The 20,943-nt window shown below is 69.8% G+C and carries 16 protein-coding genes; 8 read left to right on the top strand and 8 right to left on the bottom strand.

Going from position 1 to position 20,943, the window contains the following annotated elements; all coding sequences use genetic code 11:
• The first annotated feature begins 6 nt into the window (after positions 1-6).
• The 3 genes from ACXJKB_RS08600 to ACXJKB_RS08590 are packed head-to-tail and all read left to right on the top strand — an operon-like array spanning position 7 to position 3,058.
• Positions 7-780 carry a hypothetical protein gene (locus ACXJKB_RS08600; RefSeq protein ID WP_457187349.1) on the top strand — a complete coding sequence of 258 codons (774 nt, stop codon included), beginning with the start codon at positions 7-9 and terminating at the stop codon, positions 778-780.
• A gap of 5 nt (positions 781-785) precedes the next feature.
• A complete protein-coding gene (locus ACXJKB_RS08595; protein ID WP_457187347.1) occupies positions 786-2,045 on the top strand; it encodes an MFS transporter in 1,260 nt (419 codons plus the stop codon).
• Positions 2,042-3,058, top strand: coding sequence for a hypothetical protein (locus tag ACXJKB_RS08590; protein WP_457187345.1), 1,017 nt, complete (start codon positions 2,042-2,044; stop codon positions 3,056-3,058). The genes ACXJKB_RS08595 and ACXJKB_RS08590 overlap by 4 nt, the downstream gene beginning before the upstream one ends.
• Here the strand turns inward: ACXJKB_RS08590 and ACXJKB_RS08585 are convergent.
• Entirely contained in the window at positions 2,984-4,399 is a 1,416-nt protein-coding gene (locus tag ACXJKB_RS08585; RefSeq protein ID WP_457187343.1) for an O-antigen ligase family protein, read from the bottom strand. The two genes, ACXJKB_RS08590 and ACXJKB_RS08585, sit on opposite strands and share 75 nt — an antisense overlap.
• Positions 4,396-5,349 (bottom strand): hypothetical protein, encoded by a 954-nt coding sequence (locus ACXJKB_RS08580; RefSeq protein WP_457187341.1) that lies wholly within the window; start codon positions 5,347-5,349, stop codon positions 4,396-4,398. The genes ACXJKB_RS08585 and ACXJKB_RS08580 overlap by 4 nt, the downstream gene beginning before the upstream one ends.
• Positions 5,350-5,507: 158 nt before the next feature.
• Between ACXJKB_RS08580 and ACXJKB_RS08575 the strand changes: the two genes are divergently transcribed.
• Positions 5,508-6,116: a hypothetical protein gene (locus ACXJKB_RS08575; protein ID WP_457187339.1), complete on the top strand. Its 609-nt coding sequence runs from the start codon at positions 5,508-5,510 to the stop codon at positions 6,114-6,116.
• A 2-nt stretch (positions 6,117-6,118) separates the two neighbouring features.
• On the opposite strand, the gene ACXJKB_RS08570 is transcribed toward ACXJKB_RS08575, so the two are convergent.
• The 5 genes from ACXJKB_RS08570 to ACXJKB_RS08550 all read right to left on the bottom strand — a co-directional run bounded on the left by ACXJKB_RS08570 (position 6,119) and on the right by ACXJKB_RS08550 (position 11,338).
• A complete protein-coding gene (locus ACXJKB_RS08570; RefSeq protein WP_457187337.1) occupies positions 6,119-7,039 on the bottom strand; it encodes a class I SAM-dependent methyltransferase in 921 nt (306 codons plus the stop codon).
• Between the two features lie 100 nt (positions 7,040-7,139).
• Positions 7,140-8,165 (bottom strand): hypothetical protein, encoded by a 1,026-nt coding sequence (locus ACXJKB_RS08565; RefSeq protein ID WP_457187335.1) that lies wholly within the window; start codon positions 8,163-8,165, stop codon positions 7,140-7,142.
• Positions 8,165-9,397: a glycosyltransferase family 4 protein gene (locus tag ACXJKB_RS08560; RefSeq protein WP_457187333.1), complete on the bottom strand. Its 1,233-nt coding sequence runs from the start codon at positions 9,395-9,397 to the stop codon at positions 8,165-8,167. The genes ACXJKB_RS08565 and ACXJKB_RS08560 overlap by 1 nt, the downstream gene beginning before the upstream one ends.
• A 22-nt stretch (positions 9,398-9,419) precedes the next feature.
• Entirely contained in the window at positions 9,420-10,223 is an 804-nt protein-coding gene (locus ACXJKB_RS08555; RefSeq protein ID WP_457187331.1) for a PIG-L deacetylase family protein, read from the bottom strand.
• Positions 10,220-11,338, bottom strand: a complete 1,119-nt coding sequence (locus tag ACXJKB_RS08550) for a glycosyltransferase family 4 protein (RefSeq protein ID WP_457187329.1) — start codon at positions 11,336-11,338, stop codon at positions 10,220-10,222. The genes ACXJKB_RS08555 and ACXJKB_RS08550 overlap by 4 nt, the downstream gene beginning before the upstream one ends.
• A 102-nt stretch (positions 11,339-11,440) precedes the next feature.
• Here ACXJKB_RS08550 and ACXJKB_RS08545 point away from each other — a divergent pair, with 102 nt between their 5' ends.
• The 4 genes from ACXJKB_RS08545 to ACXJKB_RS08530 all read left to right on the top strand — a co-directional run bounded on the left by ACXJKB_RS08545 (position 11,441) and on the right by ACXJKB_RS08530 (position 16,093).
• A complete protein-coding gene (locus ACXJKB_RS08545; protein ID WP_457187327.1) occupies positions 11,441-12,442 on the top strand; it encodes a hypothetical protein in 1,002 nt (333 codons plus the stop codon).
• A 143-nt stretch (positions 12,443-12,585) separates the two neighbouring features.
• On the top strand, positions 12,586-13,644 hold the full coding sequence (locus ACXJKB_RS08540; RefSeq protein ID WP_457187325.1) for a glycosyltransferase family 2 protein: 1,059 nt from the start codon (positions 12,586-12,588) through the stop codon (positions 13,642-13,644).
• 59 nt (positions 13,645-13,703) lie between these two features.
• The gene (locus ACXJKB_RS08535) at positions 13,704-15,194 is read left to right on the top strand and encodes an oligosaccharide flippase family protein (RefSeq protein WP_457187323.1); all 1,491 of its coding nucleotides are present in this window, start codon (positions 13,704-13,706) and stop codon (positions 15,192-15,194) included.
• Positions 15,191-16,093, top strand: coding sequence for a glycosyltransferase family 2 protein (locus tag ACXJKB_RS08530; RefSeq protein WP_457187321.1), 903 nt, complete (start codon positions 15,191-15,193; stop codon positions 16,091-16,093). The genes ACXJKB_RS08535 and ACXJKB_RS08530 overlap by 4 nt, the downstream gene beginning before the upstream one ends.
• Positions 16,094-16,147: 54 nt before the next feature.
• Here the strand turns inward: ACXJKB_RS08530 and ACXJKB_RS08525 are convergent, their stop codons facing one another.
• Entirely contained in the window at positions 16,148-20,875 is a 4,728-nt protein-coding gene (locus ACXJKB_RS08525) for a DUF4082 domain-containing protein (RefSeq protein WP_457187319.1), read from the bottom strand.
• Between the last annotated feature and the right edge of the window lie 68 nt (positions 20,876-20,943).

Raw genomic sequence — 20,943 nt, 5'->3', positions numbered from 1 at the left:
CATCCGATGAACACCAGACCTGTACGGGTCGCCGTGATCGGCGTCGTGGCCTGCCTGCTCCTGGGCGGCTGCGGCGCCGACGGGGCGTCCCCGGACGCCGCGTCACCGACCGTGTCCTCGACCGCGTCCCCGGATGCCACCGGGTCCCCGTCGCCCGGTGCCGGCTCCAACGAGCCGGGCCGGAAGAAGGACCGAGCCAAGAACCAGACGACGGACCAGGCGACGGACGGGGCGGAGGACGGGGGCGACGGCAGCGGCCAGTCCGTAGAGCCCAGCCCGAACGCCTCGCCGGGCACCGAATCCGATGCCACCGACGCCACCGCACCGGGCTCCGCGCCCGGGGTCGAGATGCCCGAAGCACCCGAGTCCCCCGTCGCCAGCCTCTCGGAGCTGCTGGCGCCGACCAACCCCGCGCCGCTCGTCACGATGCCCCTGCCCCGTGGTGGGAGCGCTCAGGGTCGGCTGATCCGGGAGTTCCCCGACGCCCTGCGCCCGCCGCGGGATGCCCGGGTGGAGAGCAGCAGCCTCTCGCCGATGGGCGACCGGTTGCAGGTCGGGCTGGTGGCGACCACGTCCCTCTCGCCGGCGCAGGTCCTGCTCGCCTACCGCACCCGCCTCGCTCGCCGTGGCATGCACGAGGCGGCGACACCGCCGAGCGTCGTCGGCTCCCAGGCGGCTGCGTTCCAGCAGGGCGAGAGTGTCGTGACCGTCACGGTCACCCCCCGAGGCTCCGGCTCGAGCTACGCCGTCCAGGCGTCGCTGCGCGCCGCGGGCGGGTGAGCGGGATGTACATCTCGGTTCGCGACACGCCCGCCGGCGGCACCACCCGCGGCTCGTCCTCGACCCGGCCCCCCGTGGGCCGGGTCGTCATCACGCTCGGGATCGTGTCGCTGCTGACCGACGTGTCGTCGGAGTCGGTCTCCGCGATCCTCCCGCTCTACCTCACCGCGGTCGTCGGGCTCACGCCGGTGGCGTACGGCTTCATCGACGGCCTCTACCAGGGCGTCAGCGCGCTGGTCCGCCTCGGCGGCGGCTGGCTGGCCGACGCCTCGGACCGCCCGAAGTGGGTCGCCTTCCTCGGCTACGGGCTGTCCGCCGTCGCGCGCGTGTTCCTGCTCTTCGCCTCGGGCGCGGCCGGGATCGCCGCCGTGGTCACCGCCGACCGGATCGGCAAGGGCATCAGGACGGCACCCCGCGACGCCATGATCAGCACTGCCACGCCCACCGAGCACCTCGGCCGTGCCTTCGGCGTGCACCGGATGCTCGACACCATCGGCGCGGCGCTCGGGCCGCTCATCGCGTTCGCCCTGCTGGTGCTCGTCCCCGACGGCTACTCCGTGGTCCTCGTGGTCTCGCTGGCCTTCGCCCTCGCCGGCGTGGCCCTCCTCGGCCTGCTCGGTCCCGACGTCCGCGCCCGGCGCGACCGGGAGTGGAGCAGCGGACCGACACCGCCGCCGTTCCGGTGGCGCGACCTGACTGACGCGCGACTGCGACCGCTGCTCGCGGTCGCGGGGGTGCTGGGCCTGCTGACGATCGGCGACGGGTTCATCTACCTCGCGCTGCTCGACCACGGTGGCATCAACACGACCTGGTTCCCCCTCTTCTACGTCGGCACCAACGTCGCCTACCTGCTGCTGGCCGTGCCGATCGGCCGCCTGGCCGACCGCGTGGGGCGCGCCCGCACCCTGGTCCTGGGCCACCTCGCCCTCGTCGGCGCCTACCTGTGCGCCGTCCTTCCCACCTCGACCGCCGCGGCCACCGTCGGCACGCTGCTCCTGCTCGGCACCTTCTACGCCGCGACGGACGGCGTCATCGCCGCCATCGCAGGGCGCCTGGTCCCCGTCCAGGCGCGATCCAGCGGCATCGCCGCCGCCCAGACCGTGGTGGCGCTCGCCCGGATGCTCGCCTCGGCAGGGTTCGGCCTGCTGTGGCTGCTGCTCGGCCCGACGGTCGCCATGGCGACCGTCGCCGCGCTGTTGGCGCTCGCGGTCCTCGCCGCCGCCGCCCGGATCCCGCGCCTCGACGGCGCCGCGGTCACCACGTGAGCACCCGCGCCCGGGTGCTGGCCTTCATCGCGGTCGTCTTGGCCATCGCCGTCGCGGCGACCGTCTACATCGTTGACGAGCAGCGCGAGATGCGCGCCGAGCGGGCTTCTGAGCCCACGGCCGAGCAGACGCCCATCTCTGAGGTGACCGACGGCCCGCGGATCGTGTTCCGCCACACCGGTATCGACAGCCAGTACGGTGTCGTGGCCGTGGTGCCGCTCGACAATCCGGGTGGGCCGCGGGCGTTCACCGGCGTCACCTGCGACCGGGTCGCGGCCGGGCCCGAGGGCGCCTCGTGCCTGGTCAACGACACCGGGGTCGCCGCGTCGTACAAGGGGGTGGAGCTCGACGCCGACTGGCAGCCGGTCGCGACGAACGACCTGCCGGGCATCCCGAGCCGTACCCGGCTGAGCCCGGACGGCAGGCTCGTGGCGACGACCGTCTTCGTGGCCGGCCACTCCTACATGTCGACCGGGTTCTCCACCGCCACGGAGGTGCACGAGTTCGGCGGCGGCGAGCGGTGGGGCAACCTGGAGAAGTTCCAGCTGGTCGTCGACGGCCGCGAGGTCAACCCCGTCGACCGCAACGTCTGGGGCGTGACCTTCGTCGACGACAACACGTTCTACGCGACCGTCGCCACCGATGGCAGGACGTGGCTGGTGGAGGGTGACCTCGCCGAGCGCACGCTGACCTCGGTCGCCCAGGACGCCGAGTGCCCGTCGCTGTCACCCGACGGCACCCGCGTCGCCTTCAAGGTCGACGTCGACCCGGGTCGTCGGGTCGAGTGGCAGATCGCCGTCCTGGATCTCACGACGGGCGAGCGCACGCTCCTCGAGGCCGGCCCCCGCGGGCTCGACGACCAGGTCGAGTGGCTCGACGACGACACGCTGATGTACGGGATGCCGCGTCAGGACGCGCCCGGAGTGACCGACGTGTGGTCAGTGGACACGAGGCCAGACGCCGAGCCGACTCTGCTCATCGAACAAGCGTGGTCCCCCGCGGTGGTTCGGTAGTCGCTCTTCCGGCTGTGCTCTACCACTGAGCTGATGACCGGGGTCCACCTGCAGCTCGTCTGCGACGATGCGGCGCAGAGCGCACATCGCGCCGATGCAGACGAACATCGTGCCTGCCGCCATGGGGAAGGCAAGCCCGTCGTAGAACGTCAGCGAAATCGCGCCTGCGGCTATCGCGGCGGCGAGTGCGACGCCCAGGCTGCGAAGCTCGTCGTCGCGGGATGTGCGACGTACCGCAAAACCCGTCGCTATGGCCAGGACGAACAGGACCAACGTGGCGACCAGACCGACGACCCCCATCTCGATCAGGATGTTCAGGTACTGGTTGTCCAGGATCCGATAGTCAGGCAGGAACGTGCGCAGGCCGCGACCGAACAAGGGCCGCTCACGCACGAAGTCGAAGGCGTAGCCATAGCTACCGGTACGCGACTGAGTACTGGTGTCCTCCGACACTCCCGTGAAGAGGCCGCGAAAAGTGCCTGCGAGGCCCGGGATCGCGACATACATCACGGCCCCGAGGACGGCCAGCAGCACGATCGCCCGCGCCTGTACGGCTCGCGTCAGCGTCGGCAGCACCAAGGCCAGGACGACCACACTCAGGAGGATGGCCGACCGTGAGATCGAGAGCGGGATAGCCGCCGCGATCGCGAGCAATGGCCAGCTACGAGCAGCAGTCGAGCGCCCTCCGGCGTGCAGGGCGTAGTGGATGGCGAGCGGCAGGATCGTCGTCAGGACCACGCCGAACTCGAGCGCGTGGGTCGAGGTGCCGACGACGCGGACCAGGCCGGCGCCCCGTCCCTCGAGCTCGAACTCGCTGTTGGCCGTCAGACCAGGAATGGAGATGCGGTCGACGAAGGTCCGTCCGGTCACGAACTGGGCGACGCCGAGCAAGGCGACCGCACCCCCGACGCAGGTGAGCCGCCACAATACGATGTCGAGGCTACGGCGGTCGGGCAGGCGGTCACTCATCATGACGAACATTCCTACCCATGCGACCACGCCCAGCATCCCGCGATCGGCGGCGTTGAGCTCGATGCCACGGATAGGTCTCGCGGCCGCGGCCACATAGCTGGCGACCGACGCCGCCACGAATGCGACGAGCGCGAAGTGGAGCGGCTGGAGCCGTGGCATGGCTTCTGAGGTGCGAGACTGAAACCGACCGAGGACCCACGCCAGACACAGCACGAGCGCCAGGAGCTGGGCGGGCGTCCCCGCGCTGCCAAGCGGCCCCACGTGGAGCCTGGAGGGGATCAACAGGAGCAGACCGATCAGCAGAGTGGCCTGCAGGATGCCACCGCGGTCTGGGTCACGGTCGACAGATCCGGCCGGCTGGCTGGTCACCGCCGGTCACCAGGACCCGGCTGCTGTGGCTGCGCAGGACGACCTGTCGGTCGCTTGCCGTTCGTGCGCTTCGAGGAGCGCTTCCGAGGACGGCGGTCCTGGGCGGCCCTTGCCGGTGCAGCGACCTCGTCGACCCCGGCCGCGTGGTACTCGGGTTCTCGTTCGAGCTCGGCCTCGGGGTCGAGCTCAGGATCTGGTTCCGGGATGTCTTGGGCCGGATCAGCGTCCATGACCTCTCGCTCCGGCATCGCGGACTCGGTCATCCACGACGTCGAAGACGTCGGAGCGTCGACCGCCAGCGGGCTCGCGCCGCTCGAGGAGTCCACGGAGGCCACCACTTCCTGGCGGCGCGAGCGCCGCCGCCCCGACAGTCTGGCGAGCAGCGCGTCCACGGCCGCAACGAGGAAGAGCGTCAACACCAGACCAGCACCAATCACCGCGATGACCGCCCGGGTCTGCGCCTTGCCGACCTTGGTTGCTTCGGTCTCGACGTAGATCTGACGGGCGGTGATGAGGTTCGGCGGGGCGACGTCGGCGTCGTTTTGGAGCTCCTGGAGCACGGGAATGACGTCGTCCATCACTGTCCGCATCGCCGTCAGGGCCTCATCCCCCGTCTCGCCCTTGCCGACCACCAGGACCGCCGGACCACCTGCGCTCTGGTCGATCGTCACCTCGTAGTCCTTGATGCCGTAGCCCTCGTACTTGTCCGCGTACTTGCTGTCCTGCAGCACGCGCGAGATCACGTCCGGGACACCCGGCACGGATGCCAGGTCGAGGTAGGGGTTGGCGCCCGGATTGGCGGGCGGTAGCAGCAGGATGCTCCCTGCGGCCTCGTACGCCGGCTTGACCACCTGGAGCGCGGCCGCGGCGAGGAACCCGGTCAACAGGAGCCCCAGGACGGCGACGTACCAGCGTCGCATGAGCAGGCGCGCAAGCGCTGACAACGTCATGGCAGAACCAGCCCCCTCATGCCTTCCTCCCCCAGGAATCCACGCCTACTATAGGCGACCGGGGCGTGTGGGAACGGGGCTGGAGGACACGGGTGAGAACATCTGCACGAGTCGGCCGCCATGACACCCGACCGTCGTGGCCGGTTCTGACCGCTGCCGTGCTCGTCGCGCTCGTGGGATTCGCCCTCACCGCGCTCATCGGCACTCGGCTCGCCGACCGTCCCGGCGTCTACTGGGCATCGCAGCGCGTGGGCATCCTGGCGCCCAAGAGCGCCGAGAACCCGAACACGCTGCAGCTGTCCCTGCGAAGCATCAACATGACGGCGGGAATGGTGGCACAGCTGGTCAGCGAGGACCACCGAGTCTCCCGCCCGGTCGAACCGGAGATGCCTCTGGCCAACGTCGGGATCACCTCCGGCTGGTCGGTCGAGCAGCCGGACCGGGGCGGCCAGTGGTCGCACCAGTACAGCGACCCCTACGTGACCATCCAGGTGGTCGACCCTGACCCCGAGCGGGTGGAGCAGCAGATGGCCGCGTTGGAGAAGAAGGTGAGAGCCACGATTGCTGCCATCCAGGAGGAGTCCGACGTCGCGCCCGTCAACCGCTTCACCACGACGACCAGTCCACCGACGATCAACGTGTTCCACCAGGCCGGCAGCCCATCGCGTGCCCTGGCCGGGACTGCTCTGCTGGGCGGCGGGGCGACCCTGTTCCTCGCGTACGGCACGTTCGTCCTTGCCCGCAGACGGATGTCTCGCACGTCGTAGGGTCATGGTCGACGTGCCAGGAGGACGGCCGTCTGGTGTCCGTAGGCCTCATGGTTGACCGACCTGACCTCATACACACCTGTCACCATCTTCTTGAAGTAGTCGATGTCGTAGAACACCTGTGAGGTGTAGTCACGGCCGACGACGAACATCCCGAAGTCATCGCGGTGCGCTTGGTACGCAGGCGCGGCGTTGAAGGTCCTGGTCAGGTACTCCTCCTTGCGGTCCGGCTCCGTGAAGTACCCCGTCGGGTCGAAGTAGTAGCCGGCGTCGAGCAGCTCGATCGTGTGCCTGTCATGGATCGTGAGGTACGCACGTCCGCCGGGCACCAGCACACGACGAAGCTCGAGGAGCCACGCCTCCGCCAAGTCGTCGATGTGCGTGAACACCGACCCGGTGTAGACGAGATCGAAGTAGTCGTCGGGAAAGGGGAGATGGGGGATCGTGGTAGTCGTCGCGAAGTGGAAGGGAGGCGCGAGATTGACCTTGCACCAGTTCACGAGCGGTGCAGCCACGTCGACACCCCAGATCTCGGCGTCGCCGACCAGCGGCTTCAGGTGGCGAATCATGCGGCCAGCGGCACAGCCCATCTCGATGATGCGCGCGTCGGGCTTCAGCGGCGCGTCGTCGCCCACGATGGCCAGCATGGTCTCGACGTCTCGACGACCCTTGCTGATGTACCACTCGACAGCCTTGTCGCCGAATTCCGATCCGTAACCTAGCCACAGATCCACCGGCGGGATGGCCAGGTCGTCGTCGACCCCCATCGAGTCGGCTCCCGCGTTCATCGAGATGGCGTACGAGTTCTGGCCGTACGCTTCGGGGAGGTACTTGAGGACCGAGACGGGACCACCGAGGATTCCCGCGAGTGGAGCGCCGCCCTTGGAACGCAGCACCTGCTTGATCTTGCTGGAGACCGTCATGGAACACCTCGCGCGGTTGATGGGGTAGGAGCCGTGGTTGCTGCTGCGCGGCCATCCGGTGATGGCCGCTCGTCCCCCGATGACGTCCCGTCGTCCCTCATCATCTCGCCCCCATCTGGCCGATGGTGAGCGCACGACGGAGGCGTCGTTGCGCGGAGTCCACCGCCGCCAGGGGGAGCTCCTGCAAGGACGGGGACCGGTGGAGACGCTGCAGGACGCGCGCCGTGCTGGTGCGTGGCTCGAGCCACCCGTCGTCGCCGAGGAATCGGCCGCGGTAGGCCCGGGCGGCCGCGACGTACGGCGTCAGGTCCTGATGGACCGCCTCGTAGGCCGCGTGGGCACGCTGCCGGAGCGGGCCGCGGGTCGGCGCCTGCGCCGGCTCCCAGGGCTTGGCGCCCATTGCGTGCAGCACGAGCGGAAGCTCGTTGCGTGAGTGCCACCGCTCAGCGACCGTCCAGCCTGAGGGTCCGTAGCACTGTGCGATCTCCCTACCGCGGCGCAGCTGCACCACGGGCACGTCTGCGTAGAGCGTCGAGCCCAGCAGCCCCGTGAAGACGTGCAGATCGGACCCGAAGTGGAGGGGCCGTCTCGTCGCCGGCTCCCAGATGACGGAGAGGTACTCGTCACTCGCGAGAATTCGGCGCCAGTGCTCGACCAGCGGGAGGTGGCGGCGGCTGACCCGCAGCAGACATGTGTTGACGGTCGCCGGGAATGTCCGCGCAACCTCCAGCCCAAGGCCGGTCGTACGCGCGTCGGTGCCCTGCGCGTGGCCCCAGAAGTACTCCTCGGTGGACACGACGGTGTCGGTGGGAATGCGGTCGAGCCGAGCCGCAAGATCGCCGGTGACGACCATGTCGCTGTCGAACCACATCACATCGTCGTGCCCCTCTGCGAGCGCGGAGAGAAGGACCGACGGCTTCACGTTCCAGCTCTCGCCGTCGATGCCCGCGCGCGACGTGACCAGCTCCAGCGACGGGATCTTCGCGGCCCATCGAACCATCTCGTCGGGCGCCCCCGGGACGATGGCACGCACTGCGAGGCCGGGGCTGTGCTCGGCAAGGCTGAGCGCAGCGAGCTGGACGCCGACGAACGCACTCGGTCGGTCCTCGTAGATCAGGACGAGCATCAGGCGGTTCCTTCACTCTCGATGGCTCGGCGGACAGCGACGGAAGAGATCGCGTCGGCATACAGGCGGTCCATCGCGTCGACCTTGTGGCCCCAGAGCCCGATGCGGGCGATGCGGGAGCGGGCACCTTCGCCGAGGGCGAGCCGAAGTCCGGGGTCCTCAACGAGCCGGCGGAGCGCGTCAGCGAGGCCCTGCTCGTAGGGCGCCTCGCCATCCGGCGCGACGCGGAGCCCGGAGCTGTCGTCGATGGTGTCTGCCGGTCCGCCGCGGGCGCAGACCACCGCGGGCAACCCGTGGCTCATCGCCTCTCCGACGACCAGGCCGCCGGGCTCCCGGTAGCTGGGGAACAGGAAGATGTCGGACGCGACGTAGAACTCGTCGACCCGCGCACGCGACACGCGGCCGTGCATGGTGACGCGGCCGTCCAGCCCGAGCGAGGTGATCAGCCCGGCGCATGAGTCGAGGTCGGCGCCGTCACCCAGCACGTCGAGCCGAGCATCGAGGTCACCGAGGAGCGCAAGGGCGCGGATCGCGTTGCGCACACCTTTGGACCTGACCACCCGGCCCGCAAAGAGGATGCGGACCGTGCCCTGCCTGCCCCGTCGGTCCACGGGTGAGGGAAGACGGGCGATCCCGATGTCACTCATGGCGTGGAACCGCTTGAGCGGGATGTCGCCGAGGATGTCGCGGACGTACTCGCCGATCCCGACCACGCAGTCGGCCTCCGCGTAGCTCCGCCGAAGCATGCGATCGTGAGCCAGCCGTAGCTCGTCGAAGCGGCGCATCCGGACGTACCAGGCGCCCTCGTCGAGGGGAAAGCCCTCTGGGGCGGAGATGCTTCCGCCCGTGGGGCCGAGGACGTAGGGCAAGCCGAGGCCGGCGAGGGGGGACGGGTAGCGCAACGCCACCGGCGAGATCTGGTGGGCGACGTCGAAGTGCTCGCCTGCTGCCAACGCATCGCGGATCCAACGGCGGGTCTTGACGTAGAAGGGTATGTAGCCCGGCTTGAGCATGCTGTTGAGGCGCTCGCTGTGACCGACCATGTGCGGCTCGCGCCACTCGACCACGCGCGCGGCGGGGAAGTGGTGGGACAGCGTCGACCGGTCCCGCTTGCTGTAGGTCAGCAGCGTCACGTCGTGCCGCTGTGAGAGCGTCGAGACCCATTGCGCGGAGACCCAGGACTCCCCCACGTCGTCGGGGTCGCACGTCGGCGCGATCAGCAGGAGGCGCATCGATCCGTTCCTTCTTGGAGGTTCATCCGCGGGCCACCCCACGCGAACGCGGGACGGTCCGGAAGAACAGCTCGGTGCCGTCGAGGGCCCGCTCAAGGACCTCGGCCGGCAGCGCGGTCACTGTCCCGCCGACCGACGATCCGCCCAGCTGGCTGCCGTAGCAGTCCAGCGCCGCCTGCTTCGTGGCCAGCGCCGCGGCGTCGAGTCGGACCACCTCGACCTGTCGTCGCGCCGCCGTCCGCAGGGCGGAGACCATGGCGCGGCCAGTGGCATGGCGACGCGACACGGGCCAGTCCGACCAGAGCCAGATGGGGTATGCGAGGACCCGCCCCTGCCACCCGGTCCGTTCGGCCGCGGCCTGGACCGCCCGCGCACAGGTCGCGTGGTCGGGGTGCACCTCGGTGGCACAGGTGACGTAGACGTCGTCCGGCGCGAGGTGGCGGAGCAGGCGCTCCAGCTCGGCCACGAGATCCTCGAAGGCGTCGACCAGGGCGCCGTCGGCGAAGTCGAGGGTGACCACGCTGCCCGCGGGAACGCCGAGCCGGGCGCAGGCCGCGACCAGCTCGGAGCGCCGCAGTGCCCGGAGCCGCTCGCGATCGAGCGTGTCCACGGCGTGGGAGAGCGCTCCGTCCGTGGCCACCACGACCGTCACCGCGGCGCCCGTCGCCACTGCCCGCTGGATGCGTCCCGCGCACCCCAGTGTCTCGTCGTCCGGGTGCGGGGCCAGGACCAGCAGCGAGCGCGCCGCCACCAGGTCCGTGGCGTCATGCGCACGCTCGAGGAGGAGCCGCCGGGTCCACGCGCGAGCGATCGCGGCGCGGCTCACGACGTCACCCGCGATGCGACCAGAGCCGCCCGCACCGCAACCACGAAGGCGTCGCCCGAGGCCTGCCACGTGTACCCACGAACACCGTCGGCTCCCGCCACGGCGATCCTCACCCGGGACTCATCGTCCTCGAGGAGCCGCAGCACGTCGGTGGCGAGCCCGGCGACGTCGCCGACGGGACGCAGGAGCGCCGTCCGTTCTTGCGCGGCGAAGTCATCGACGCCACCGTTCATCGTGCTCACCAGTGCCGCTCCGCAGGCCATCGCCTCCATCGACGGAAAGCCCCAACCCTCGCTGAGGCTTGCGCACAGGAAGACCGAGGCGCGGTCGTAGACCTCCCTGGCAAGGGCCTCGCCGGAGAGCCCGCGCCGGTATTCCACGTAGTCCGGGAGTCCGGGCGGCCGGCCGTGCGACCCGAACGCAACGAGCGGCACATCGGGCCGAGCCGCATGCACCCGATGGAACACCTCGGTGGCCTCGGCCTGCCCCTTCACCGGCGCAGGGTGCGCCAGCATCGCCACGCGTGGGGGCCGGGTCGTCACCGGTGCGCGCACAGCGAAGATCGAGGTGTCGATACCGTTGGGAACGAGGTGAAGTCGGTCCTCCGAAACGCCGAGGGCGAGGGCGCGGCGAAGGAGCGACTGCGAGACCACAGCACTGTGGACCGGTTGTCGCCACAGTGCGTCGATGGTCTCTGCTGGCGCAGCCCAGGTCTCGTAGGCCTGGAGAAGCTGCATGAACGGCGCGTCGTCCCCTCGCCATTGCTGCAGGAACTGGCTCGTGCGCCAGAACGTGGCGATGCGGAGGTCGGCAGGTGGGAGTGGGGTGGCCTGGGTCAGGCGGGGCACGTAAGCGAGTTTGACGCGGTTGTCGATGTGCATCCAACGGACCCTGCGCGGGAGAGCACCGGCCTGCACGTCGCGGATCCTGGCCTTGGCGCCGTCGACCAGCCGCCGCATCCCCTGTCGGTGGCCGAGGTCGTGGACGACCGTCACGCTGTACCCGGCCCTCGCCAGCGCACCCGCGTGTTCGTAGAACACCCGCGCACCGCCGCCGGGCAGCCGGGGGAAGGCGGGGGCGAGGAAGGTGACTCGCGCCCCCTCGGGAACCACCATGCCCCCACCTTGGACCGACGGTCGCACAGCACGGGTGGCAACGACTCGTTATACCCAAATTGTGGTCATGGCCTGTTGATCGCGGAAGGTAAAGTCCCCCGGATGCCGTCCCCCGCTCCGCACCTCCTCCGCCTCCCTTCCCTCGTGTGCCTCGCCGCGCTGGCAGGCCTGCTCCTGGGCACCGCCCCGGCCGTCGGGGCCGTTCCAGCGGCTCCCGACTCCGCACCGAGCCTTGCGGACGGCGCCGCGGCGCCGTCCGGAGGGCTGACCTCGCCTCGCAGGAACAGCCGCTACCCCGACGCGAGCAACACCGGCGTTCGTGCCTCACGCCTCATCGCCGTACCCAGCCAGTCGACCTCGGGCCCCGGCTGGCGGTGGGACGGCGCCAAGGTCGTGGTGACTCGTGATGGAGCGCGCATCTCGCGGCTCGACGTCAACGGCGCCGTGTTCAACGACAAGCACGGCGTGGTCATCAAGAACAGCCGCATCCGCTGCACCAACGAGGAAAGTTGGTGCGTCACCCTCGGATCCGGGTCCACCTTGCGGGACAGCGAGGTCGGCGGCGGCGAGGACGGCACCAGCTTCCAGCCCAGCATCGGCGTCCTGTCCGGCGACTACGACTCGCGCCAGACGCCCAACCTGGTGCTACGGGTCGACATCCATCACACCGTGCACGGGATGCGCGTCGACGGGGACACGACCGTGCTCGACTCCTACCTGCACGACTTTCCGATGGGCGACGCCGGCTGGGAGGACGCCCACACGAACGGGATCATGTGCACCGCGGGCTCCGACGTGTTGATCCGGCACAACACGATCGTGACCGGCAACACCGCGCCCGTCTTCGTCCAGTGGCAGGAGGGCAACGTCGGCATCGCCTCCTACCGGATCCGCAACAACCTGATCGTCGGCGTCGAGCGTCACGGCCAGCTGTCGTCCTACGGCGTGATGTTCGAGGACCAAGGCATCGACCGCCTTCCGGTCATCCGCGCCAACAAGTTCAAGGGCGCGTTCCAGGCTGGCCACATCCTGGCTCCCCGCGGCTCGACGGTCACCGACAACGCCACCGCTACCGGCCGGCGCGTCAGGGTCGACTGGGACTGACAGCCGGGCCTCCCCAAGAGAGGGGATGCCGCTGCGTAGACTCTCCAGCATCCCAGCCCCGCTCCTACGCTGGAGCACGCGCAGCGGGCGAGGGGTCGCCCGCGTTGGAGCTGGGGGATCGCGATGTCGGAGCGACACACGCCATGATGCGGTTGCGTCGGCCACGTCCCTTGGCGAGGCGGCCGTCCGCGACGGTCGTGATCCCCTGCTACAACTACGGTCACTACCTGGCCGACGCAGTCCGGAGCGCGACCGACCTCCAGCATGGGGTCGACGTTGAAGTCATCATCGTCGACGACGCCTCACCCGACGGTAGCGGTGAGATCGCCCGGCGCCTGGCTGACGCTGACCCCCGTGTGTCCTTGGTTCAGCACGAGCAGAACGCGGGCCACCTGCGGACCTACAACGACGGTCTGAGGCGGGCAACCGGCGAGGTCGTTGCTCTGGTCTCGGCCGACGACATGCTGGCTGAGGGCGCGCTCGCCAGAGCAGCAGCACTGATGCAGCACGACCCGAGCGTGGGGTTCGTGTATGGCCACACCGACAAGTTCCACGACCGTCCGCGGAGTTCTTCCGGACGGGTTCGCAACTGGGGTGTCTGGCCGGGCCAGGAGTGGTACGACGCTCGGGTCCGGAGCGGCACCAACCCGGTCCTGTCGCCGGAGGTGGTCATGCGCCGCGACCTGCTCGGCGAGCTCGGCTACTACGACCTGCACCTGCCGCACACCGCCGACATGTTCCTGTGGCTGAAAGCCGCCCAGCGGATGAACGTCGGTAGGGTCAACGGCCCGGTCCAAGCCCACTACCGGATGCACGAGCAGCAGATGCACTGGATCAGGGTCGGGTGGACCGACGACCTGCGGGAACGGCTCGAGTGCCTGCTCCGCGCCATCGACGAGGATCCGGACACGTCGCGCCGGACGGAGCAGCGCCGGGCCCAGGTGCGCCGGGCGGTCGCCTCGGACGCGCTGTCCCTCGCGGTCAAGGCCTACGACCAGGGGCGCCAGGAGGAGCTACCGGTCAGCGACCTGGCGACCTTGGCCGCCCACGTGTACCCGGACATCAAGCAGTCCATGGCGTGGCGCACGTACGTGTCGGCGTCCGACGGCCGACGTCGGCCCGCAAGGACGTACGGGGCGCGGGGCGTCCGGTTCGCCCGCAGAGGGACCCGCTGGCTGCTCCGTCGCCAGTACGGGATCTGAGCGCGATGGAGACCCGGCCTGGCAGGGACGCGCCCGCCCGGACCCTCACCAGTCGCGTCGTGAGCGGCGCCCTGTGGGGCGGGGCGAGCACGATCCTGCTGCGGCTCGGCAACATCGCGATCATGGCGGTCGTCGTCCGCATCGTCACCCCGGAGGACTTCGGCGTCTTCGCCGTTGCGATCGCCGTCTACGCAGTGATCGTCGCGGTCGGGAGCATGGGGCTGCCGACGGTCATGGCACGGGCCGACACCGATCAGGACGCCATCGGGCCGACGCTCAAGACGCTCTCCCTGGCGGGGTGCGCCCTGACCGCGCTGGTTCTGTTCCTGACTGCCGGCAGCATCGCGAGCGCGCTGGGCGCGCCCGATGCGCGGGACCCGATCCGGGTCATGTCGCTGGCCGTCGTGCTGGTCGGCGCGTACGCCGTCCCCGGCGCGCTGCTCGCTCGAGAGCTGCGGCAGGACCGGATCTTCCTGGCGAACATGATCGCCTTCGTGCCGAGCAACGGCCTGCTGGTGGTGCTCGCACTCTACGGCGACGGCGCGCTCGCGTTCGCTTGGTCGCGGGTGTTCGGGCAGCTGGTGTCCGGCCTCGTCATGACCTGGTACGCGGCCCAGCCCTACCGGTTCGGCTTCTCGCGGTTCCAGGCGCGATTCGTCCTGGCCGCCGGGCTCCCGATGGCCGGCACGGACCTGCTCAGCGCCTTCCTCCTCAACGTCGACTACGTCTTCATCGCCAACCTGCTCGGCACGCACCAGCTCGGGCTCTACGTCCTGGCGTTCAACGTGGCCAACTGGAGCACGTGGGTGTTGGGCGCCGTCGTGGCCGCCGTCGGCGTGGCGACGTTCTCCCGCGCCACGGCCGACGGCGTGCTCGAGCTGTGGGTCCATCGCGCCCACCAGAGCGTGGCCTTCCTCGCATGGCCGGCGTGCGCGCTTTCCGCGGCGAGCGCGGGTCCTCTGATCGAGACGATCTACGGCCACCAGTGGAAGGACGCCGCGTTGGTGCTGGCGATCATGGCGCCCTACGCGGTCCTGCTCGCGCACGTGCTCGTCTTCGGTCAGATCCTCAACGGAACAGGGCACGGCCGCGCCTTCCTCGTCATCCAGGTGGTCTGGCTGGTCGCGCTGGTGCCCACACTTTGGCTCGGCGCGACCCTGGACGGGACGACAGGCGTGGCGCTCGCCCACATCGCGCTCGTGCTGTTCCTCGTCCTCCCCCTGCACCTGCTGACGCTCCGCCGCATCCACGGCATTCGTGCCCGCCCGCTCTTCGCCACCGTCGTGGTGGCGCTGCCCGGCGTGTTGGCCGCGGTCGTCGCCGACCTGGTGTCGAGCGCGCTGGTCGACCCACCGGCGCTCAAGCTGGTGGTGGGGCTGGCCGCAGGCTGCCTTGCCTACATCGTTGTGTCGGCGCCTTACCTCGTCCGGGTGCTGCCAGAACCCACCGGCTCCGGACGGTTCGACCGCGTGCACCGTCTCCTCGCGGTGCTCGACCGCCCGCGGCGGGTCGTCCGTGCCCGCCTGGTGCGGAAGGGGGAGCGAGCATGACGGACACCGAGCTCCTCGTCGTCGTGGTGACCTACAACAGCGCCGACGTCGTCGGCGACCTGCTCGACTCGGTCCCGGCAGCGCTCGACGGGTTGCGCGCCGACGTCGTCGTCGTGGACAACGGCTCGTCCGACGACACCGTCTCGGTCGTGTCCGCTCGCTCCGACTGCCGACTCATCAGGGCGGCGAACAATGGTTACTCGGCCGGGATCAATCTCGGCACCCGCAGCAACCCCTTGGCACAGCACGTGCTTGTCCTCAACCCCGACACCGTCATGCAACCCGGCTCGGTGCCGCCCCTCGTCCGCGCCGCACGGCGCTCCGACGTCGGCATCGTGGTGCCACGCGTGCTGTGGCCGGACGGACGTCTCCAGTTCTCACTGCGTCGCGAACCGACATTGGCCCGCACGCTGGCGCTCACCCGATCGGGTCTGTCGGTCTTCGCGGAGTACGTCAACCGGCCCGCCGACTACGACCACGAGCACGAGGCCGAGTGGGCCCTGGGCGCCGTCATGCTGTTCACGAGGGACGTCTTCGACAGGCTCGGCGGCTGGGACGAGTCCTACTTCCTCTACTCCGAGGAGACGGACTTCTGCCTGCGCGCTCGTGACGTGGGGATCAAGACGTGGTTCGTGCCGGAGTCGGTCGTCGTGCACGTCGGTGGCGGTTCGGGCCAGTCAGCGAAGACCCACTCGATGATGGTGGTGAACCGTGTCCGCTGCTACGGACGCCGCCACTCGTCCCCCGCCACCGCGCTCTTCATGGCTCTGGTGATAGCGCGCGAGGTGACGTGGGGCCTCCGCGGAGGGTCACGGTCCTGGGTCGCGATTCGTGCCGTGCTGCAACCCTCGACGAGGCCGCCCGAGCTGCGGTGCTCGAGCGGCCTCCTGCCCCGCTGACCGGGACCGATCCGGGCCCGCCCCCCGTGGTGGCGAGCCATCCGCACCGGTGCCCTACGACGACGGGCGGAAGAGCACGTCCACGAAGTAGTTCGTGGAGTTCCACGACCCCGTCGGGAACCCGCCTCCGGTGGCGTAGCGGTAGAGACCGTTGCTACCGGCCGGTGCGCTGAGCGGTCCGGCGGTGCGGGCCTGCGAGAAGTAACCACCCGTCGCCGAGTAGTCGCCGCTCGGCGAGTAGTAGGACACGACATAGCTCTGTCCGGGGACGATGGCGATCGGTTCGGCGAACTCGGCGTTCTGCCAGCCGTCGGCTGTCTCGTCGGTGAAGGTCACCGTGCCGAGGCGAGTGCCGGTCGAGCTCCACAGCGACCCCGTGTGGGTGCCGGAGTTACCCGGTCCCTTCCAGAACCGCACCCCGGTGACCGAGCCGGCGCTCGACGACGTGAACGCCATGCCGACCTCGATTGGGGCAGTGTCCTGGACGTGGGTCGCGGGGGCCAGCCCGTCGAGCAGCCGTACGACCGGCACCGTCGAGGCGGCCGTCGCGAAGGACCAGGTCTGCGTGGCGAGCGGCACGCCGTCGTCCGACCTCACTCCCGAGACCTCGACCGTGTAGCCCGTGCTCGGGGCCAGCGCCGCACCGGGCGTGAACGTCAACTGCTTGCCGTCAGCGGAGAGCGCGGCCGTGCCGGGCACGGTCGTGGCGCCCTGCTTCAGCGTCATCGTCCAGCCGCTGGGCTGGATCGCGCCGGAGAACGCCATGCGCGGCTTGACGTCGGTCAGGACCCCGGTGGCGCCGTCGCCGGGACTTCGCGACTCCGCTGTCACGGCGAGCGGGTCTGCCTCGAACACCACGTCCACCCAGTAGTTCGTCGACTGCCAGGAGTAGGTGGGGAAACCGCCGCTGCCGTAGAGGTAACGGCCGTTCGCACCGGCTGGCGCCGTCAGGTCGCCCGAGGTGAACGGTGTCGAGAAGAAGTTGCTCGTCGCCGCGTACCGTCCGTTCGGGGCGTGGTAGGACACGACGTACGTCGTCCCTGCCGTCACCTGCACCGGGCTGGCGAGCATGGCGGTCTGCCAGCCCGTCGCGGTCTCGCCGACGAAGGTGACCTGGGCCAGCCTCGTACCGGCTGACGTCCACAGCGAGCCCCGGTGGGTACCGACGTTGCCAGCGCCCTTGAAGAACCGGATGCCGGTGACCTGGCCGGACTTGGTGGGAGTGAACGCAGTGCCCACCTCCACGGCCGAGGTGTCGGTCGATGCGCCCGATGCCGGCTGCTGAGCGCTGAAGAGCGATTGCTCGGCCGCCGGCACGCCCGACCTGGTGCCGAAGCTCCAGCTCTGGCTCGCGAGGGTGACGCCCTCCTGCGAGACCAGTCCGGTGACGTTGACCGCGACGGTCGCGCCCTCCGGGAGCGGCCCGGACGGGGTGAAGGTCAGCACGGTGCCGCCGCTGCCGAGGGACGCGCTGCCGGGCACCGCGTTGCCGCCCGAGGTCACTGACATCGACCACCCGGACGCGAGCGGGGAGCTCACCTCAAGGGCGATTGACGTGGTGCGCCGTACGTTGGTCGCGCCGTTCGCCGGGGACTGGCCTGTGACCGTCAGCGGGGAGGCGGCCTTGTCGAACACGACGTCGACGAAGTAGTTGCTCTGGGACAGAGACGAGGGGAAGCCCGTGCCGTACGTGTAGGCGCCCGAGTTCGGGTCGACGTTGAGCGGCGCGCGCGACAGGTCCCCCGCAGAGAAGCCGTTGGGCGTCACCGAGTAGCGCCCGACCGAGGTCCGGTAGGACGCGACGTACAGCGTGTTCTTGCTGATCACGACCGGCTGCGACAGCACCAGCGTCTGCCAGCCGGCGGAGGTCTCCCCGGCGAATGTCCCCGTCGCCAGCTGGGTTCCGTTGGCGGACCACAGCGTCCCGGTGTGGGAGCCCGTGTTGTTGGGCCCCTTGTAGAACTTGATCGCCGAGACCGTGCCGTCGACCTGGCTGCTGAATCGTACGCCCAGGGTCACCGCGTTCTTGTCGGTCGACTCCAGCATCGTCGGGGTCGTCTCGTCGTCGAAGAGCGTGCAGGGGCACACGCCGGGGGTCGCCGGCGGCTTGGCCGTCCGGAAGCCCCAGGTCTTGCCCGAGGTCACCGGCTGGCCGACCGCGTCGGTACCGGACAGCGTCGCGGTGTACTGCACGAAGCCTGCGAGCGTCGAGGTCGGTGTGAACGTCACCGTGCGGGTCGCGGCGTCGTAGACCGTGTCGCCCGGGACGGTCTGGCCGAGCTCGTCCTTGAGGACGAGTCCCGCCGTGCCGGCTTGGAGCGGCTTGGAGTAGGTCGCGCGAACCGCGGTCGAGCGAGCGACGCTGCTGGCCCCGGCGACGGGCCACTGGTTCGTCGCGGACAGCGGGGAGTCGTCGACGGTCGTGAAGAGCACGTCCACGTAGTAGTTCGAGCTGAGGTAGCTGTTGGACGGGTAGGTGCCCGGGTTGCCGAAGACACCGGCCGGCTGGGAGCCCCAGCCACCCTCGACGCGCAGCGGCGGCGACAGCTTGGGCCGGTAGTAGAAGGCGTCGGCGCCGAGGGCATACCTGCCCTGTGGCGCAGTGTAGGACGCGACGTAGGTCTGGCCGGCCGAAACCGGCACCGCGGTCGCGAACTTCAGTGTCTGCCATCCGGTCGCGGTCTCGTTGGTGAAGGTGCCGGTGGCGAGCTGTGCGCCGGCGGCGTTCCAGAGCGAGCCCTGGTGGGTGCCGCCGTTGCCGGCTCCCTTGAAGAACCTCACGCCGGTCAGAAAGCCGTCGGCGGTCGGTGTGACGCGCAGACCGAGCTCGACCGCGCCGCCGTCGTCGGCCGCCGGGACCGGCGGCACCTCGGAACCGAAGACCGAGCACGGGCACTGGACGTTGACGTTCCGGGTGGCGACGGGGCCGATGTTGGCCGAGTCGTCGGTCGCGCGGACGCGGAGCGTCGTGGCGCCCATGCCCTTCTGGTCGTAGGTGTAGCTCCACGACGTGGTGCCCGTGGCCGGGTGCCAGGTGTCACCGCCGTTGGTGGAGACCTCCACGCCGGCCACCCGGCCGCCGGCGTCAGTGGCCGTGCCGGTGACGGTGCGCTGAGTGCCGTTGGCCACGGAGGCGTTGGCCGACGGCGAGGTGATCGTCGTCGTCGGTCCGGTGGTGTCGTTCGACTTCCCGGTCGTGACCAGGCCTGCCATCAGGGTCGACGGCTGGGCGTTCATGTCTGCCAGCAGGTTGACCTGCGCTTGCTGCATGCGGACGTCGGCAGGCTCGGGGGCGAAGGGGGAGTCGTGCACCTCGTCGAGGCCCCAGGTCCACTGCACGGTCCCAGCACTGAAGACGAGCGCGCCGCTGGGCGCCTTGTAGAGGGTGACATTGTGGGTCGTCGTCCCGGGCGTGACCGTGTTGCCGAAGTCACGCAGGTACTCGGGCGTCGGACCCACGGTGGTCGAGAGCCGCACGAGGCCATCGGGCCGGAAGCCGTTGTCGACGTCCTCGTTTGACTCGTAACCGATCGTGTGCGGCGCCAGGGCGCGGGACTCTCCTGGCGGCAGGTTGGCCAGCGACGTGTTGCGCCACAGGCGGTATTTGCCCTCCTCCGACCTGACCGTCAGTGCGAGGTCGTCGTGGTTGACCATGTACATGGTGCCGATCAGCGCGTTCTCCGGTCGCCCACCGCCCTGCGATGCCGGCGCAAAGCGCGGGTCGCGCCACGTGGCGGTCGACTCCGTGCTCGGGTCGGACTTGCGACGGTCCCACGTCTCCTTGTAGGCCACCATGGTGCGGTAGGGCGTATGGCCGTTGTCGAGGGAGTTCTCGTAGCGCACGCGCCAGTACATCTCGTTGCCGGCGAGGAACTGGAGGTTCACGCCGGCATCCCGGGCGGCTTCGACGTTCGCGCGCTGGGCGCCGCTCCAGTACTCGTCGTGACCGACCGAGAGGTAGACCTTGTGGTTCTTGATGAGGTTGCCGCGCCGGTCGGCGTCCACGCCTGCGATGTAGCTGACGTCGTAGCCGTTGCGCTCCAGGAAGCGCACCAGGGGAAATTCGTTGGAGAAGAAGAAGTCGCGGCCACCGATGCCGTCGCGGGTGCTCATGGGCCGGTTGTAGGAGAGCTTGTACGCGCGACCGTTGGCGCCGCCGCGGTAGAGGTTGGATCCGCCGTAGAGGTTGTAGGCCTGCCAAGTGGTGTCGGCGGTCTGGAAGACGATGTCGGACGTGCTCGCGTCGTCGCGCACGATGAAGGTGATGTGGCTCGTGTCCCCGTTGCTCCGGCTGAGGAGCGCGACGTACACACCGGACACGGCCGTCGTCGGCACGTTCCAGGATGCCGACACGGCCCAGTTCCCGCAGTCGACGGTCTCGGTCGTCAGGTCGTTGATGCACGCCGGCTGGTGCTGCGGGAGGGGCGCGCTGGGGGTGATCGCGGTGATCTTGCGAGCCCCGAGGCCTTGGTACCAGCCGGTCCGGAAGATGTCGATCGTGTAGGCCGAGGCGTCGGTGTCGATCTTGAAGTCGATCCGCTGACCGACGTTGACCGAGATGTCGGTGGAGAAGCCCTGGATCGAGTCGTCGCCTGCCCCCGAGACGTTGTCCCAGATGGCCGGGTCGGTTCCGGGCTTGGAGTTCTCGCAGGCGATCTTGTTGCCACCAGGCGCGCACGGATCAGCCGCATTGGCGGGCGCGGGGCCGCCAAGCCCCACCGGCCCGAGGAGCGCGTTCAGGGCTGCAACCAGCACGATCGCGAGCAGGCGCGAAGCCCACACGCGTCCGGACTTCGTCTGATGACTCGCAACAGTGTTGACCATTTGTCCCCATCCCTATTCGACGCACC

The organism is Nocardioides sp. P5_E3 (genome assembly GCF_054049275.1).
This window is presented reverse-complemented; position numbering and strand designations above follow the sequence as displayed.